The 15,644-nt window shown below is 37.4% G+C and carries 15 protein-coding genes and 2 pseudogenes; 10 read left to right on the top strand and 7 right to left on the bottom strand.

The annotated features are described in order from the left end of the window. Positions 1 to 98: 98 nt before the first annotated feature. From BHE89_RS18180 to polA, 4 genes are all read left to right on the top strand, one after another. Entirely contained in the window at positions 99 to 368 is a 270-nt protein-coding gene (locus tag BHE89_RS18180) for a YihD family protein (RefSeq protein WP_023583277.1), read from the top strand. A 14-nt stretch (positions 369 to 382) separates the two neighbouring features. Then, positions 383 to 1,378: a serine/threonine protein kinase gene (locus tag BHE89_RS18185; RefSeq protein ID WP_069369594.1), complete on the top strand. Its 996-nt coding sequence runs from the start codon at positions 383 to 385 to the stop codon at positions 1,376 to 1,378. Between the two features lie 20 nt (positions 1,379 to 1,398). Continuing rightward, the gene (gene dsbA, locus BHE89_RS18190; RefSeq protein WP_128860702.1) at positions 1,399 to 2,052 is read left to right on the top strand and encodes a thiol:disulfide interchange protein DsbA; all 654 of its coding nucleotides are present in this window, start codon (positions 1,399 to 1,401) and stop codon (positions 2,050 to 2,052) included. A 601-nt stretch (positions 2,053 to 2,653) separates the two neighbouring features. Then, positions 2,654 to 5,452 carry a DNA polymerase I gene (gene polA, locus BHE89_RS18195; protein ID WP_069369626.1) on the top strand — a complete coding sequence of 933 codons (2,799 nt, stop codon included), beginning with the start codon at positions 2,654 to 2,656 and terminating at the stop codon, positions 5,450 to 5,452. 54 nt (positions 5,453 to 5,506) lie between these two features. Here polA and BHE89_RS18200 read toward each other — a convergent pair whose 3' ends face one another. Beyond that, positions 5,507 to 5,965, bottom strand: coding sequence for a hypothetical protein (locus BHE89_RS18200; protein WP_069369596.1), 459 nt, complete (start codon positions 5,963 to 5,965; stop codon positions 5,507 to 5,509). A gap of 174 nt (positions 5,966 to 6,139) precedes the next feature. Next, the gene (gene def / locus BHE89_RS18205; protein WP_069369597.1) at positions 6,140 to 6,658 is read right to left on the bottom strand and encodes a peptide deformylase; all 519 of its coding nucleotides are present in this window, start codon (positions 6,656 to 6,658) and stop codon (positions 6,140 to 6,142) included. Between the two features lie 287 nt (positions 6,659 to 6,945). On the opposite strand from def, the gene BHE89_RS27525 reads away from it, so the two are divergent. Then, positions 6,946 to 6,993: a hypothetical protein gene (locus tag BHE89_RS27525; RefSeq protein ID WP_438361642.1), complete on the top strand. Its 48-nt coding sequence runs from the start codon at positions 6,946 to 6,948 to the stop codon at positions 6,991 to 6,993. A gap of 151 nt (positions 6,994 to 7,144) precedes the next feature. On the opposite strand, the gene yihA is transcribed toward BHE89_RS27525, so the two are convergent. Continuing rightward, positions 7,145 to 7,777: a ribosome biogenesis GTP-binding protein YihA/YsxC gene (gene yihA / locus BHE89_RS18210; RefSeq protein ID WP_069369598.1), complete on the bottom strand. Its 633-nt coding sequence runs from the start codon at positions 7,775 to 7,777 to the stop codon at positions 7,145 to 7,147. Positions 7,778 to 8,046: 269 nt separating this feature from the next. Between yihA and ppiA the strand changes: the two genes are divergently transcribed. The 3 genes and pseudogenes from ppiA (at position 8,047) to argD (ending at position 10,898) form a co-directional block, all read left to right on the top strand. Next, entirely contained in the window at positions 8,047 to 8,616 is a 570-nt protein-coding gene (ppiA, locus tag BHE89_RS18215) for a peptidylprolyl isomerase A (protein WP_069369599.1), read from the top strand. Between the two features lie 373 nt (positions 8,617 to 8,989). After that, on the top strand, positions 8,990 to 9,565 hold the full coding sequence (locus BHE89_RS18220) for an aminodeoxychorismate synthase component II (RefSeq protein ID WP_069369600.1): 576 nt from the start codon (positions 8,990 to 8,992) through the stop codon (positions 9,563 to 9,565). A 117-nt stretch (positions 9,566 to 9,682) separates the two neighbouring features. After that, positions 9,683 to 10,898, top strand: a pseudogene (argD, locus tag BHE89_RS18225) (bifunctional acetylornithine/succinyldiaminopimelate transaminase). A 93-nt stretch (positions 10,899 to 10,991) separates the two neighbouring features. Here the strand turns inward: argD and crp are convergent. Then, positions 10,992 to 11,624 (bottom strand): cAMP-activated global transcriptional regulator CRP, encoded by a 633-nt coding sequence (gene crp, locus BHE89_RS18230; RefSeq protein ID WP_004246872.1) that lies wholly within the window; start codon positions 11,622 to 11,624, stop codon positions 10,992 to 10,994. 313 nt (positions 11,625 to 11,937) lie between these two features. Here crp and BHE89_RS18235 point away from each other — a divergent pair. Further along, positions 11,938 to 12,346, top strand: a pseudogene (locus BHE89_RS18235) (OsmC family protein). A 90-nt stretch (positions 12,347 to 12,436) separates the two neighbouring features. Here the strand turns inward: BHE89_RS18235 and BHE89_RS18240 are convergent. From BHE89_RS18240 to BHE89_RS18250, 3 genes are all read right to left on the bottom strand, one after another. Further along, positions 12,437 to 13,306 carry a phosphoribulokinase gene (locus BHE89_RS18240; RefSeq protein ID WP_069369603.1) on the bottom strand — a complete coding sequence of 290 codons (870 nt, stop codon included), beginning with the start codon at positions 13,304 to 13,306 and terminating at the stop codon, positions 12,437 to 12,439. Between the two features lie 65 nt (positions 13,307 to 13,371). Beyond that, positions 13,372 to 13,593, bottom strand: a complete 222-nt coding sequence (locus tag BHE89_RS18245; protein ID WP_023583288.1) for a YheU family protein — start codon at positions 13,591 to 13,593, stop codon at positions 13,372 to 13,374. Beyond that, positions 13,590 to 14,570 (bottom strand): hydrolase, encoded by a 981-nt coding sequence (locus tag BHE89_RS18250; RefSeq protein WP_069369604.1) that lies wholly within the window; start codon positions 14,568 to 14,570, stop codon positions 13,590 to 13,592. The genes BHE89_RS18245 and BHE89_RS18250 overlap by 4 nt, the downstream gene beginning before the upstream one ends. Before the next feature lie 99 nt (positions 14,571 to 14,669). Between BHE89_RS18250 and BHE89_RS18255 the strand changes: the two genes are divergently transcribed. Next, positions 14,670 to 15,275: a LysE family translocator gene (locus tag BHE89_RS18255; RefSeq protein ID WP_069369605.1), complete on the top strand. Its 606-nt coding sequence runs from the start codon at positions 14,670 to 14,672 to the stop codon at positions 15,273 to 15,275. The last annotated feature ends 369 nt before the right edge of the window (positions 15,276 to 15,644 follow it).

Here is a 15,644-nt window from a genome sequence, read left to right on the forward strand (position 1 = left end):
AAAAAGCGTAATCTTTACGCATATTGACAGAGGTTTCCTTTTTCTATCGGATAATAATTGGTACTTTGTTGTTGTCATTAATAATAAGGATTTTTTGTATGAAATGTCACCGTCTTAATGAAGTTATGGAATTATTGCACCCAGTTTGGGAAGAAAATTCTGATTTAAACTTAATTCAATTATTGCAGAAACTGGCTGATGAAGCGGGTTTTAAAGGTCAATTATCTGATCTGACTGATGATATTTTGATTTACCATCTAAAAATGCGCGGCTCAGCGCCGACAGATGTGATACCAGGACTGAAAAAAGATTACGAAGAAGATTTTAAAACCGCTATTTTACGTGCTCGTGGTGTAATTAAAGATTAAATTCAGGATAGAAAATGGAAATGTCTGCCTCATTTAATTTTCAGGGACTTTCACCTGATAACATTTGGGACGCGTTAGTTAAAATCGGTTTTTATCCTGAGTCAGGGTTAATAGAGCTAAACAGCTATGAAAATCGTGTTTTTCAATTTGTAGATGAACATCGACAACGTTATGTGGTGAAATTTTATCGTCCTCAACGCTGGTCGTATGAACAAATAAAAGAAGAACATGAATTTGTTTTAGCATTAAAGGAAGCCGAGGTATCCGTTGCGGCTCCTTTAATGATTAATAGTGAGACAGTCCACTTTTCTGATGATGGGTTTTATTTTGCAATATTTCCCAGCATAGGGGGAAGAGCATATGAAACGGATAATTTATTTCATCTAGAAGAAGTTGGACGCACATTAGGGCGCATTCATCAAATAGGTAGAAAGAAGAGTTATGAGTATCGTCCAACCCTTTCTATTGCAGAATATCTGAGAGCGCCAAAATTAGCATTTGAAAGTAGTGCATTAATTCCTAATAACCTCAAACCTCAGTTTATAGAGGTTATAGATAAACTTATTCATGATGTGCGTCCTAGAATAGAGGACTCTGCATGGCAAATGTTACGGCTACATGGTGATTGCCATCCTGGTAATATATTGTGGCGTGATGACGTGGTGATGGTTGATTTTGATGATTCCCGAATGGGACCTGCGGTACAAGACTTTTGGATGTTATTAAACGGCTCGCGGCAAGAGCAAGTTATACAAATGGATACAATCCTTGAGTCTTATAATGAATATCAAGATTTTGATTTACGTGAGTTGTCATTAATTGAGCCACTAAGAGCAATGAGAATGGTGCATTATCTCGCGTGGGTATTAAAACGCTGGAATGATCCTGCTTTTCCTCGTGCCTTTATTTGGTTTCAAGATCAAGATTTTTGGTTTAAACAATTAGCCTTATTCAAGGGGCAAGTGGAGCAATTAAATGAGCCTCCTTCACAACTTAGCCCAATGTATTAATTCTTAGGAGACGATGAGAAATGAAAAAAATTTGGCTGGCGTTAGCAAGTATGGTGTTAGCATTCAGTGTTTCTGCTGCTGATATTTCTGAAGGAAAACAGTACACGAATCTTTCCAAACCTATTACAGCATCGCCTGATGTTGTTGAGTTTTTCTCTTTTTATTGCCCACATTGTTATCAATTTTCTGAAGTATATAAAGTCAATAGCACTGTTGAAAAGAATGCGCCAGAAAACACCAATGTTGTCCGTTATCACGTTGATTTCTTAGGACCTTTAGGTAAAGATCTGACACGTTCTTGGGCTGTGGCTATGGCTTTAGGCGTTGAAGATCAAGTTGCTCCCGTTTTATTTAAAGGTATTCAAGAAACTCAATCTATTCGTTCTGTTGACGATATTCGTAATGCTTTTATTAACGCAGGCGTTAAAGGCGAAGATTATGATGCAGCAATGAATAGCTTTGTCGTGAATTCTTTAGTTAGCCAACAACAGAATGCTGTCGTTGATTTCCAAATCAATGGTGTTCCAGCCATGATAGTTGGTGGCAAATATAAAATGAAAAATGATGGTATCAGTGCAAAATCACCAGAGGAATATGCAAAAACATATTCGGATATTGTGAATCAATTATTGCTGAAAAATAAGAGAGACTTAAACTTTTTCCATATAGACTAAGTAAAAGTATATAGATTCTTATATGAAAAATAGCACTCAAGAAATAAGAGTGCTATTTTTTTACTCTCTTATTTTGTCATAATATAACTATCCACATTAATAAAAAAATACGACAATTAATTGATAATATCTTGATGAATACGCTAAGTGATTGATTTTTTTAATTATGTTAATAAATTGAAAAGAAAGCTAACTTATTAATATAGAGAGGTTTACAAAACTACTCACAGAGTTATCCACAGGTTGTTTTGATATTGACTAAAAAAATAAATCTTTAATGAAAAAGATGACACTAACATTAATATTAATGATGAGAGAATGGCTTTATCTTAAATACTTTCTAAATTACACAGTACGTTTTACGCTTTACTCTTTTTATAATTGAAATTCAGATTAATGGATATGGCTTTTGATAAAAAATCACTTTAATTAATATTAAATTATCATCCATACTTATTCTTTCTGTTAAGTTCGATCAATAATAAATAATTGGGCACTTAAGCCGAATTTCTGCATTTAAGAACAGGTAATATTCGTCTATTGGGCTGTGATGTGGCATTCTAGTGATATCAACGAACCTCAGAACAATGATGAACAGATTATGGTCCAGATAGCAGAAAACCCCTTTATCCTTGTAGATGGCTCTTCATATCTTTATCGCGCCTATCATGCATTTCCACCGCTAACCAATAGCCAAGGTGAGCCAACGGGTGCGATGTACGGCGTGTTGAACATGCTACGTAGCCTAATAATACAGTATAAACCAAGCCATGTTGCGGTTGTGTTTGACGCTAAAGGTAAAACATTCCGTGATGAGTTGTATGAGGAATATAAATCTAATCGTCCTCCAATGCCGGATGATTTACGTGAACAAATAGCACCCTTGCATGAGATGGTGCAAGCAATGGGTTTACCATTGTTATCTATTTCAGGTGTAGAAGCAGATGACGTTATTGGAACATTGGCACTAAAAGCAGCGGCTGATGGGCATGATGTTTTAATCAGTACTGGCGATAAAGATATGGCGCAATTAGTGACGCCAAAGATTACGCTGATTAACACCATGACCAACGTTATTTTAGGTCCTGATGAAGTTAAAGAAAAATATGGTGTTCCTCCTGAACTGATTATTGATTTCCTCGCATTAATGGGCGATTCTTCTGATAACATTCCTGGTGTTCCCGGTGTCGGTGAGAAAACGGCATTAGGCCTTTTACAAGGACTTGGTAGTTTAGATGATATCTATCAACAGCTTGATAATATCGCCACATTGAGTTTCCGTGGTGCTAAAACACTGGGCGCCAAAATGGCAGAACATGAGAAAGTGGCAAAACTTTCTTATAAGCTGGCAACGATTAAAACAGATGTTGAACTCGATAAAACGTTTGATGATTTAGTGGTTAATGAGCCAAATCTAGATCAATTACTAGCGATGTTTACGCGTTATGAGTTTAAACGTTGGATCAGTGATCTTCAAAATGGTGGATGGTTAGCTCAACGGAGTACACACAAAGTTGCTGTACCTTACTCCTCTGAAGCCATTACTCCCAAAGAAGTACCTGCATCAGCTAATTTTCCTGTTATTACACAAGAGAATTATGAAGCTGTCTTAACGCATGAAAGCTTAACGCGATGGGTTGAACTTCTTAAGAAAGCGCCTGCATTTGCATTTGATACAGAAACTGACAGTTTAAATAATATTGATGCTCGTTTAGTGGGGCTGTCATTTGCTATTGAACCGGGTAAGGCGGCTTATATTCCATTGCGTCATGAGTATTTAGATGCGCCAGAGCAACTTCCTGTTAATGAAGTGCTAGCGGCATTAAAACCTATTTTAGAAGATAAAAACATTCTAAAAATTGGGCAAAACTTGAAGTTTGATCGTGGCATTATGGAAAATGAAGGTATCGAATTAAACGGTATTTATTTTGATACTATGCTGGAGTCTTATGTCTTAAATAGTGTGAGTAGCCGCCATGATATGGATACCTTAGCGGAAAAACATTTAAATCATAAAACCACAACATTTGAAGAGATTGCTGGTAAAGGTAAAGGTCAGCTGACCTTTAACCAAATTGAGGTTGAGCAAGCGACGTTATATGCTGCTGAAGATGCTGATATCACTTTATTACTCCATCAAGCGCTATATCCTCAAATAGAAGCCATTGAGCCTCTTAACCATGTTTACCGCGATATTGAAATGCCATTAGTTCCTGTGTTGTCGAGAATGGAACGCAAAGGTGTATTAATTGATGCTCAAGTGTTAGCTGTTCAATCTCAAGAGATTACACAACGTTTAGCAGAAATTGAAAAAGAGACGTTTGCGTTAGCAGGACAAGAATTTAACCTCTCTTCACCTAAACAGTTACAAGAAATCTTATTTGATAAATTGCAATTGCCCGTTATCAAGAAAACCCCGAAAGGGGCGCCCTCAACGAATGAAGAAGTATTGGAAGAATTAGCGCATAGCCATGAATTACCTCGTTTAATTTTAGAGCATCGTGGTCTTGCGAAATTAAAATCGACCTATACGGATAAATTGCCATTGATGGTGAATAGTAAAACGAAGCGTGTACATACTTCATATCATCAAGCAGTGACGGCAACGGGGCGTTTATCTTCTCGCGATCCGAATCTTCAAAATATCCCAGTAAGAAATGAAGAAGGACGTCGAATTCGCCAAGCATTTATTGCCCGTGAAGGCTTTAAAATTGTTGCAGCCGACTATTCACAAATTGAATTGCGGATCATGGCACATTTATCACAAGATAAAGGTTTGTTAGATGCCTTTGCTCAAGGTAAAGATATTCACCGAGCTACTGCATCTGAAGTGTTTGGTATACCTTTAGACGAAGTTACCTCTGAACAACGTCGTAGTGCGAAAGCGATCAACTTTGGTCTTATTTATGGTATGAGCGCATTTGGTTTATCACAGCAGATTGGTGTGGAGAGAAGAGAAGCTCAGCGTTATATGGATCTCTATTTTGAACGCTACCCAGGTGTATTGGACTATATGGAGCGCACTCGTAAACAAGCTTCTGAACAAGGCTATGTTGAAACGTTAGAAGGGCGTCGCCTCTATTTACCAGAAATTAATTCAAAGAATGCAATTCGTCGTAAAGCTTCAGAGCGTGAGGCGATTAATGCTCCAATGCAAGGTACAGCGGCAGATATCATCAAAAAAGCAATGATTGCTGTGGATAATTGGATTTGCAATGAATGTCCAGCAGATGTGCATATGATTATGCAAGTACACGATGAATTAGTATTTGAAGTGCGAGAGTCTTATTTAGAGAATGCAAATATCATGATCCACAAATTGATGGAAAGCAGTATGAAATTAGCGATCCCGTTGAAAGTGGAAGTCGGAGTGGGTAATAACTGGGATGAAGCCCATTAAATATTAAATCTCAGCTATCAAATAAAGGGCGCAATCAGTTGTGCCCTTTATTGTTTATGCTTTTGTGTTGGGAACAAGCTCTGACTCATCAAACTCAAGAAAGTCTTCATGCAATCCTTGGATTAATCTATCTGTTGTTTCACCTTGTTCATTTAATTCCATTAAAGACCAACCTACTTTAGCGTTAACATCATAAAGATAGCCTTGATCAAGCATATCAATCACCTTGCCAATAACGGATTTCCCATAGAAATGCAGTAGTCTCTTAAGTTCTTGATTATCAAATTGGGAAGCAAGCTTTTGATATACGTCAGTTACCTCATCAGAGTAAATATCCATTTCACCGATATTTTCGTCAACATCATGATAGATATCGGTAAGTCCTTTTAACACGAGGAATCGAGCGACTTGCGGAATATTTTCCTGTAACTCACTCTTTACCCATGATTTGGGGTCTGTTGCACCGGCTGCTTTGAGTTGTTCACATAAATCCTTAAATCGACTATTTTCCATTTTTGCCTCAATGAATGTGCTGTTGATATTTTAAATCTATTGTATAGGGGATGGAGAGAAAAACCGTGAAAATTTATTTTTATTAGGGCAAGAAAAAGAAAAGCTCGGTTAATAACCGAGCTTTTTTATGTCAAAATTCATCAACAAAATATGAAAAAAGAGATAAGTGAATAATTAAGCAACTTGTGAGTTTATCAATTTGCTCAATTTCTTTTGTTTTTTCTCAATACGTTGACGTTTTAACGGAGATAAATGGTCAATAAAGAGTTTGCCATTAAGATGGTCCAACTCATGCTGAATGCAGCCTGCGAATAAATCCGAGGCTTCAAGTTCAATTTCATCCCCATTTCTATCTAATGCCTTAACCTTTAAAAAACGGTAACGCTCTGTTGGAGCAAAAGAATCGGGAATAGATAGACACCCATCCATCATATCCATCATTTCATCTTCAGTGCTGATAATTTCAGGATTGATAAGTGCAATCGGTTGATCTCGGTTTTCAGAAACATCAATTACAATAATGCGTTTAGATACATTAACCTGAGGGGCTGCTAAGCCAATACCTCGTTCTGCATACATGGTTTCAATCATGTCATCGATTAATGTGCGTATTTCGTCATCTACTTTTTCCACTGGTACTGCGACTCTGCGCAGACGCTCATCAGGAAAACGCAAGAGCGTTAATACAGCCATGGATACCTCATTTTATCGCTAATTACATATTTACTACGGTCTCGCAATAAGCGTATCACAAAATCATTAATGATAAACCGCACCTTTTGTGTGATCTGTTCTATTTTTAATCACATTCATGTAGGTGATTAAAGTCTCATAATTATGTAATTAAACTACACTTATTTATGCTTTGAATACATAATCACATAGCTGAATCGTGTCTGCATGTGAAAAAAAAATTACAAAAGGGCTTTTATTAGCCAATAAAATAGGGTACATTATCTCTCGTAGGGTACAGAGGTAAGATGTTCTATCTTTCAGACCTTTTACTTCACGTAATCGGATTTAGCTGAATATTAGCTGCTCCAGTCGACTTTATTTCGACTGGAGCATTTTTTTACCTAAAATTCATTGAAGTGGTTTATGTGAGAAGTGAAAGGGAAAAGTGACTTTCCCTTTGTCAATAGAAGATCAAAACATTATCTTTGAGAGAAAAGAAGATAATTAAGCGTTATCATCATTTGTAGGCTGCTCTTCTGAACCTGAAAACCATTCATTAAGTGTATTACGTAGTTTATCAATGCCAATTTTTTTCAATGATGAAAAATATTCTACGCGAATATCACCTACTTTATTTGCTAGCGCTTCACGTACGCTAATTAACTGCTTTTTACGCGCACCTGATGCTAATTTATCTGCTTTAGTCAGTAAAACGAGCGTAGGAAGCTCTGAGTCTACGGCCCAATCAATCATTTGCATATCGAGATCTTTTAATGGATGGCGAATATCCATTAAAATAACCACGCCTTTTAAGCATTCTCTTTTTTGTAGGTATTCACCTAAAGAGCGTTGCCATTTACGCTTCATTTCTTCAGGAACTTGAGCATAGCCGTAACCTGGTAGATCGACTAAGCGTAAGCCCTCTTCAATTTGAAAAAGGTTGATTAATTGTGTGCGACCTGGGGTTTTACTGGTTCTGGCTAGTCCATTTTGTTGGGTTAACGCATTTAAAGCACTGGATTTACCGGCATTAGAGCGACCCGCAAAGGCAATTTCAATTCCTGTATCTGGTGGTAAATGACGGATATCAGGCGCACTGATGATGAAATGTGCTTTTTGGTAATTAAATTGGGTCATTATGGTATAAACCTCTCTGAAATAATGCGGCTTTTCATGCATACTCATTTCAATTTTGCATGAAAATGAATATCTAAAATACTATTTGCTCTATTTTGGCGCAATTTAATGACTTATAACAGTGCTTAAAAATTAAAATTTACCCTGTTATAACGTAATTAGACTTATTGAGCGTAAATAAAGGTAAATGATTGGCACTATTTACCTCAGCGAATTAGAATCGCTGCATATTAAGTAAGTTGTAGACTATTAAAGTAAAGGATCCCTGCATGTTAAAACGTTTTCTTGTCACCTTCGTTACCGCTTGCACTTTAACAACAGCGACTTTTGCAATGGCAACGGGAGAAACCTTCGTTAAATTAGTCACCTCTGAAGGCAATATTGAAATCTCACTGGATAATAAAAAAGCACCAATCACAACGAAAAATTTTATTCAGTATGTCGAAGATGGGTACTATAACGGCACCACTTTTCATCGTGTTATTCCCGGTTTTATGGTTCAAGGCGGTGGTTTTACTGCTGATTTACAGCAAAAACAAACCAGAGCGCCAATTAAAAATGAAGCCGACAATGGATTACGTAATGTAAAAGGTTCTATTGCCATGGCGCGTACATCAGATAAAGACAGCGCAACCAGCCAATTCTTTATTAATGTGGCTGACAATGCATTTTTAGATCACGGTCAACGTGATTTTGGCTATGCCGTATTTGGTAAAGTTGTGAAAGGAATGGATGTAGTCGATAAAATTTCACAAGCTCCAACTCGTAATATTGGACCTTACCAAAATGTACCAGTAAAAACGGTCACTATTTTATCTGCGGAAGTCGTAAAACAATAAACGTATTATTAGGATAGGATATTTACTTATTCTAATAAGATAAAATGCATATAAACCGAATGAATGTTTTCATTCCGGGGTTTTTAGCACAAAAAAATATTTTTTTATCCTTCTTTTTTTCGTGTGATCCCCTGTAATAAGTATGTACTGCGCTATTAATCACTCTATTCACCATCAATTACCGTCATTTTTGTTATTGCTCAATAAATCAGCAGGCTTTCTTGCTTACTATTCATATTTTACACCTGTGCTATGATAATCGGCTTTGTTGTACCCAAGTCGGTTAAACAACGAGCTATTTTGGCAAATCTACACTCGCTTTAAAATAGTAATAAAATAGATAATGATAAGAAAATCAGTCGGATAGGCTAATATGCTGTTACTTATTGATAATTACGACTCGTTTACCTACAACCTCTATCAGTATTTCTGTGAATTGGGTGCTGAGGTTGTTGTTAAGCGTAATGATGAGATCGGACTTAAAGAGATAGAAAAGATGATGCCAGCACATCTTGTTATCTCGCCAGGACCTTGTACTCCTAATGAAGCAGGGATCTCTCTTGAGGCTATACAGCGGTTTGCTGGTGAAATTCCTATTCTTGGCGTTTGTCTTGGACATCAAGCGATAGGGCAAGCTTTTGGTGCATCGGTTATCAGAGCACGAGAAGTCATGCATGGTAAAAATTCATTAATACATCATAATCAACAAGGTGTTTTTAAGGGACTTAATCGACCCTTAAGTGTGACGCGTTACCACTCCTTAGTGATTGATGCGACAACATTACCAGTCCCTTTTGAAGTGACGGCATGGAGTCAACATGATGGAAATGTTGATGAAATTATGGGAATTCGTCATCGTACATTGCCAATTGAAGGGGTTCAGTTCCATCCAGAAAGTATTTTAAGTGAACAGGGACATGAGCTATTAAATAATTTCCTTAAATATTAAATGGATAGCATTTAAATAGCGAAATAACGCTTTTTTATACAAAACCACATTTGATTTTTTATTCATATTTAGTGATTATATTTTCATATTGAATGTGAATAACGATCAGGTGGGATCATGACAAAGCAAAGCATCAACAGGGCAACTTACGATCAGGTAATGTTGCCAATTTATTCACCCGCAGAATTTATTCCTGTCAAAGGGATGGGGAGCCGTGTTTGGGATCAGCAGGGAAAATCATATATTGATTTTGCTGGTGGTATTGCTGTTTTAGCATTGGGTCATGCTCATCCTGCTCTTAATCAAGCCTTAAAAGAACAAAGTGAACAACTTTGGCATGTTAGTAATATTTTTACTAATGAACCTGCATTACGTTTAGCACAAAAATTAATCGATAATACATTTGCAGAACGTGTCTTTTTTGCCAATTCAGGCGCAGAAGCGAACGAGGCAGCATTTAAATTGGCTCGCCATTATGCCATTACTCGCCATAGTCCTTATAAAACGAAAATTATTGCTTTTCACCATGCATTCCATGGCAGAACGCTGTTTACAGTCTCTGTGGGTGGGCAACCTAAATATGCAGATGGTTTTGGTCCTAAGCCAGCAGATATCGTGCATGTTCCTTTTAATGACTTGGATGCGGTTAAAGCGGTAATAGACGATCACACTTGCGCTGTCATTTTAGAGCCAATTCAAGGTGAGGGGGGGGGTAACGGCAGCAACACCTGAGTTTATGGAAGGGCTACGTGAGTTGTGCGATAAGCATCAAGCCCTGCTTGTTCTTGATGAAGTACAAACAGGTATGGGGCGTACAGGCAAGCTTTTCGCCTATATGAACTATGATGTGACACCCGATATTATTACAACTGCAAAAGCGCTAGGAAGTGGTTTTCCACTAAGCGCGATGTTAACGACACATGAGATAGCTTCTGCTATGGGCGTAGGGACTCATGGTACAACTTATGGGGGAAATCCATTAGCTTGTGCTGTGGGCAATGCTGCATTTGATTTGATTAATACACCTGAGGTACTTGCGGGGGTAGAAAAGCGCTATCAATGGATTGTAGATGAACTGATGGACATTAATCAAACGTACAATGTCTTTTCGCAAATCCGTGGGCAAGGTTTATTGATTGGTGCGCAATTGGCACCACAATATAAAGGTAAAGCCAAAGAGTTACTGGCTCTTGCTACCAAACATGGTTTAATGATGTTAAACGCAGGAGCCGATGTGATGCGTTTTACGCCATCGTTAATTATTACCCAAGAAGAGCTACAAGAAGGAATGGTGGCATTAAAAGCGGCTATTGCGGAATTTGTAAGAGGGTAGTATTGACTAAAAACCCCATCAACGAGGATGGGGTTTATACAACAAGTATACCAATAGCACTTTTATGGCTATTATTTATTCGAGTGGGGATACTTAGCGAGTCCCGTAAACGACGATAGTTTTACCGTGTGCGGAGATCAAGTTTTGATCTTCCAACATTTTCAGAATACGGCCTACTGTTTCGCGTGAACAACCAACGATTTGACCAATCTCCTGACGTGTAATTTTAATTTGCATGCCATCAGGATGTGTCATTGCGTCAGGCTGTTTTGCTAAGTTTAATAAAGTTTGTGCAATACGACCTGTTACATCAAGGAAAGCAAGGTTGCCTACTTTTTCTGATGTCGTTTGTAATCTATTCGCCATTTGAGCAGACAGGCGCATCAGAATATCAGGGTTAACCTGAATTAATTGGCGGAATTTTTTATAGGAAATTTCTGCTACTTCACAGGCTGTTTTTGCTCTAACCCATGCACTACGTTCTTGATCTTCTTCAAATAATCCAAGTTCACCGATGAAATCCCCCTGATTTAGGTAGGAGAGGATCATTTCTTTTCCTTCTTCATCTTTAATAAGAACAGCCACGGAACCTTTAACAATATAATAAAGTGTTTCCGCTTTCTCACCTTGGTGGATCAGCGTGCTCTTGGATGGATATTTGTGAATATGGCAGTGTGACAAAAACCATTCAAGAGTCGGGTCTGTTTGCGGCTTGCCGAGAACCATTCGCGTTATCCTCTGTACGTTAAATGCAGCCTTTCAAAACGGATAGGTTCCTTTTTGAGACAGCATGCTTAAAAATCCTAGCTTTACCTATTAACTTCCTGAGAAGACGGTAAGTTAATATGGAGTAGATTATAATAAATGAGAAAATAATGCATTGATCTTAACCACTATCATCAAGCAGATATTGTTTTTAACACAATTAGTGCATTAAGTCTCGTTTTACGCAGTCAGCATAATAAACCTATTTGCTAATTGCTAGTTGAATTATGAGAATGTACTCTTTTAGTCTATGTCATCTTTTAGGGGAAAATAAATGGAAGCACGAGTTAAGTGGGTTGAAGATTTATCTTTTGTCGGCGAATCTTCATCTGGCCATCAAATTATGATGGATGGAAATTCGGGTGATAAAGCTCCAAGTCCAATGGAAATGGTATTAATGGCTGCAGGTGGATGTAGTGCTATTGATGTTGTCAGTATTTTACGTAAGGGTCGTCATCAAGTGACTGATTGTGAAGTAAAATTAACATCAGAGCGACGTGAAGAAGCCCCTCGTTTTATTTACTGATATCAATTTGCATTTTATTGTTTCAGGTAAAGAATTAACGGATAAAATTGTAGAACGAGCAGTTCAATTATCCGCAGAAAAATATTGTTCTGTTTCTTTAATGCTAGGAAAAGCAGCTAATATTACACATTCATTTGAAATAAAGAATGCTGACTAATTTTGATATTTTAAAATAAAGTTTAAATTTAAAAAATAATATCCCTTAATAAATGGGATATTATTTTTAGAGAGATAAATTCTATTTTGGTTAACTTATCTTTTCACCATTTAATAATTTTTTGACTAATGGTGCCATAATTAATTCCATCGCTAATCCTAATTTCCCGCCCGGTACAACAATAGTGTTTATTGTTGACATAAATGAGCCATGCAACATTGCAAGTAAATAGGGAAAATCTATATCGGTTAAGCCTCGAAAACGAATAACGATAAAGCTTTCATCAAGAGTCGGGATTGCTTTGGCTGAAAAAGGATTTGAAGTGTCGACCGTTGGAACTCGTTGGAAGTTAATGTGTGTGCGTGAGAATTGAGGAATAATGTAACTAATATAATCATCCATTGAGCGTACAACCGAATCTCTTACCGCCTCTTGTGAGTGTCCTCTTTCTGTGGTGTCTCGTATAAGCTTTTGTATCCACTCTAGGTTTACGATAGGAACAACACCGACTAATAGATCAACATGTTGAGCTACATTATGTTCGTTGGTAACAACGCCGCCGTGTAATCCTTCATAAAAAAGAACATCCGTATTATTGGCTAATGGCTCCCAAGGTGTAAATGTTCCTGGTAATTGGTTGTAGGGTGTTGCTTCATCATAAGAGTGTAAATACTTGCGAGATTGACCTTGTCCTGTATCACTATATTGACTTAAGGTCTTACTCAGTAAGTTAAAATCATTTGCTTCAGGGCCAAAATAGCTGATATGTCTACCTTGTTCTCTCGCTTTTCTTATCGCCATATCCATTTCAGGGCGAGTATAGCGATGGAAGCTATCTCCATCAATCAATGCAGCATTTGCATTGAGTTGTTGGAATATTTTACGAAAAGCTTGGCTTGTTGTGGTCGTTCCGGCACCACTTGAGCCCGTTACTGCGATGATCGGATGCTTGATTGACATAGGTTATCCTTTTGCTAAATAAGGTTGGCCCTTATTGATGGCGATACATCGCTGGCTTTGAATAACTAACCAGAGCGAAACTGCGATGCAGGCATAATATTGACGCTCTCATGAAGTTCAGACCAAACTAACACGGCCTCACCAGATTTAAGTTGTTTTTTTACGTCGGCGACTTTTTGTTCAAGCGTTTTCTCTTGGATACCATAATCAGTACCTTCTCGTAAAACGAAACTTTCAATAAGATTGTCTAGTGTTTCTGTTGAAAGCTCGTTCCAAGGTATTATCATTTTGCTTTCTCCAAATAAGTTGCTAACCAATCAGGGATACGACTTTCTAGCCACATCACGGGTTTAGAGAGTTTCCCACCAACAAACCCTACATGGCCGCCAAACTCTGTAAGTTGATATTCAATGTTGTTTGGGAGTGTTTTAACATCAGGAATAACATCCGCAGACATAAATGGATCATCTTTAGCATGAATGATAAGTGTAGTTTTCTTTATTTTATTTAATAAAGGTAATGCACTGCATTGGCGATAATAATCTAACGCATCTTTAAATCCGTGAATTTTAGATGTAATAAGATCGTCAAACTGGCGTAGTTTTTTGATGGATTTTATCGTCAATAAGCTGATAGGTAAGGAATCGGGATAGCGTATAAGTTTTCGTGTTGCGTTATTTTTGAGTTCTTTTAACAGATACCATTGATAAAAACGAGAAAAACCATGTTCAATTTTTGCTGAGCATGGCTCTAGCATTAATGGTGCGGAGACAATAACGGCTGCATCTACAACTGCATTTTCACCACTTTCTGCGAGATAATAGGCAAGCATATTTCCACCAAGCGAATAGCCAACAGCGGCGGTTGGTTGCTCACCAAATTCCTTTTTCAACCAATTTAAGAAGTAGCGAGCATCTCCCGTTTCACCTGAGTGATAAATACGATTTTGTCTATTGGGTTCACCACTACATCCTCTGAAGTGCATCACAACGCTTAGCCAGCCTCTCTCTTTTGCTGCGGCTAACATACCGTGAGCATAAGGGCTACTAAATCCCCCCTCTAAGCCATGAAAGATGACTAAACGGGGTTTATTGAGTGCGGTTGTCGGATCTTCACTCCACGCTAAATCGACAAAATCGTTGTCTGGAAGATTAAGACGTTGCCAATATGGAGTCAGTTGTGGCGTCCTACGTACAATTCTTGGTAAAAGCGTTTGTAAATGTGGATTTTTAGCCCAACGCATTGGATTAAAGTATTGAGACATATTTTCCGTCTATCAAAATGAATTAACACTTGTTTGCTAAATAACATACTGCTATTTTCGGTGAAAATAAAACGTCTGTCACATCTTTGAGCATGTCCCATGACAATTAGCCTTATTTTTTCGTTAACTGTTTTCCTGTTTATTGCCGCAATAACACCAGGGCCAAACAACTTACTGCTTACTTCATCAGGGGCAAATGTAGGCTTTAAAGGCTCGTTAAAGTTAATGGCCGGTATTATGCTAGGCATGCAATGCGTTTTATTGAGCTCTGCATTTGGTGTTGCCGCATTATTGATAATTTATCCTGCACTGCATATCGGATTGAAGATAGTTGGGAGTGCGTATTTGCTTTGGCTTGCTTGGAAAACAGCAACATCATCTTATCAGCGTTTAGATATTCCAGCAAAAACACGCCATGCTGTAAGTGGGGTTCAGGGCGGATTATTGCAATTTCTAAATCCAAAGGCGTGGATGATGGGATTAGGCGCAGTAGGAAGCTTCAGTTTATCAGGTGATGCTTATTATAGCTCTGTGATTGCTATTAGTATTGTCATGGTCATTGTTAATTTCGTTGCTGGTATTGTTTGGATATTAGGTGGGACATTAATTAGCCTATTTTTACAAAACAGACGCTCTTGGTTTATGTTCAATATCGCAATGGGATTATTAACGGCACTCTGTGTCCCTTTGATTTGGATAGAGTAAATTCAGAAAATAGGTATAAATCAAGAGGTAATTAAACTTTTTTTGATTTAAATGATGCTTTTTTTAAGATTGGTTAAAATGATCTCCCTTGATATGTGTCAAAAAAAAGAGTATTTCTCTATAAAAAGAGAGATCTACGATCGCTCACTGGTGCTGCCATTCATGTTAAAATACGCTTTATAAAAATGATGATTAATTTTGAGTCATTATATAGAGAGCCTATTATTTAACTATTTGGTTTTTATTTCTCATTATTTACATCACTAAAAATTGAAAAATAACTATTTTATATAGGAATTATTTATTCTTTTTATGGGTTTCTATTAAAGCAAATTTTTATTACATTTTATGTTTTTAAACTTTGTTTGT

Source organism: Shigella sp. FC1967 (assembly GCF_001743005.1).
GTDB lineage: Bacteria > Pseudomonadota > Gammaproteobacteria > Enterobacterales > Enterobacteriaceae > Proteus.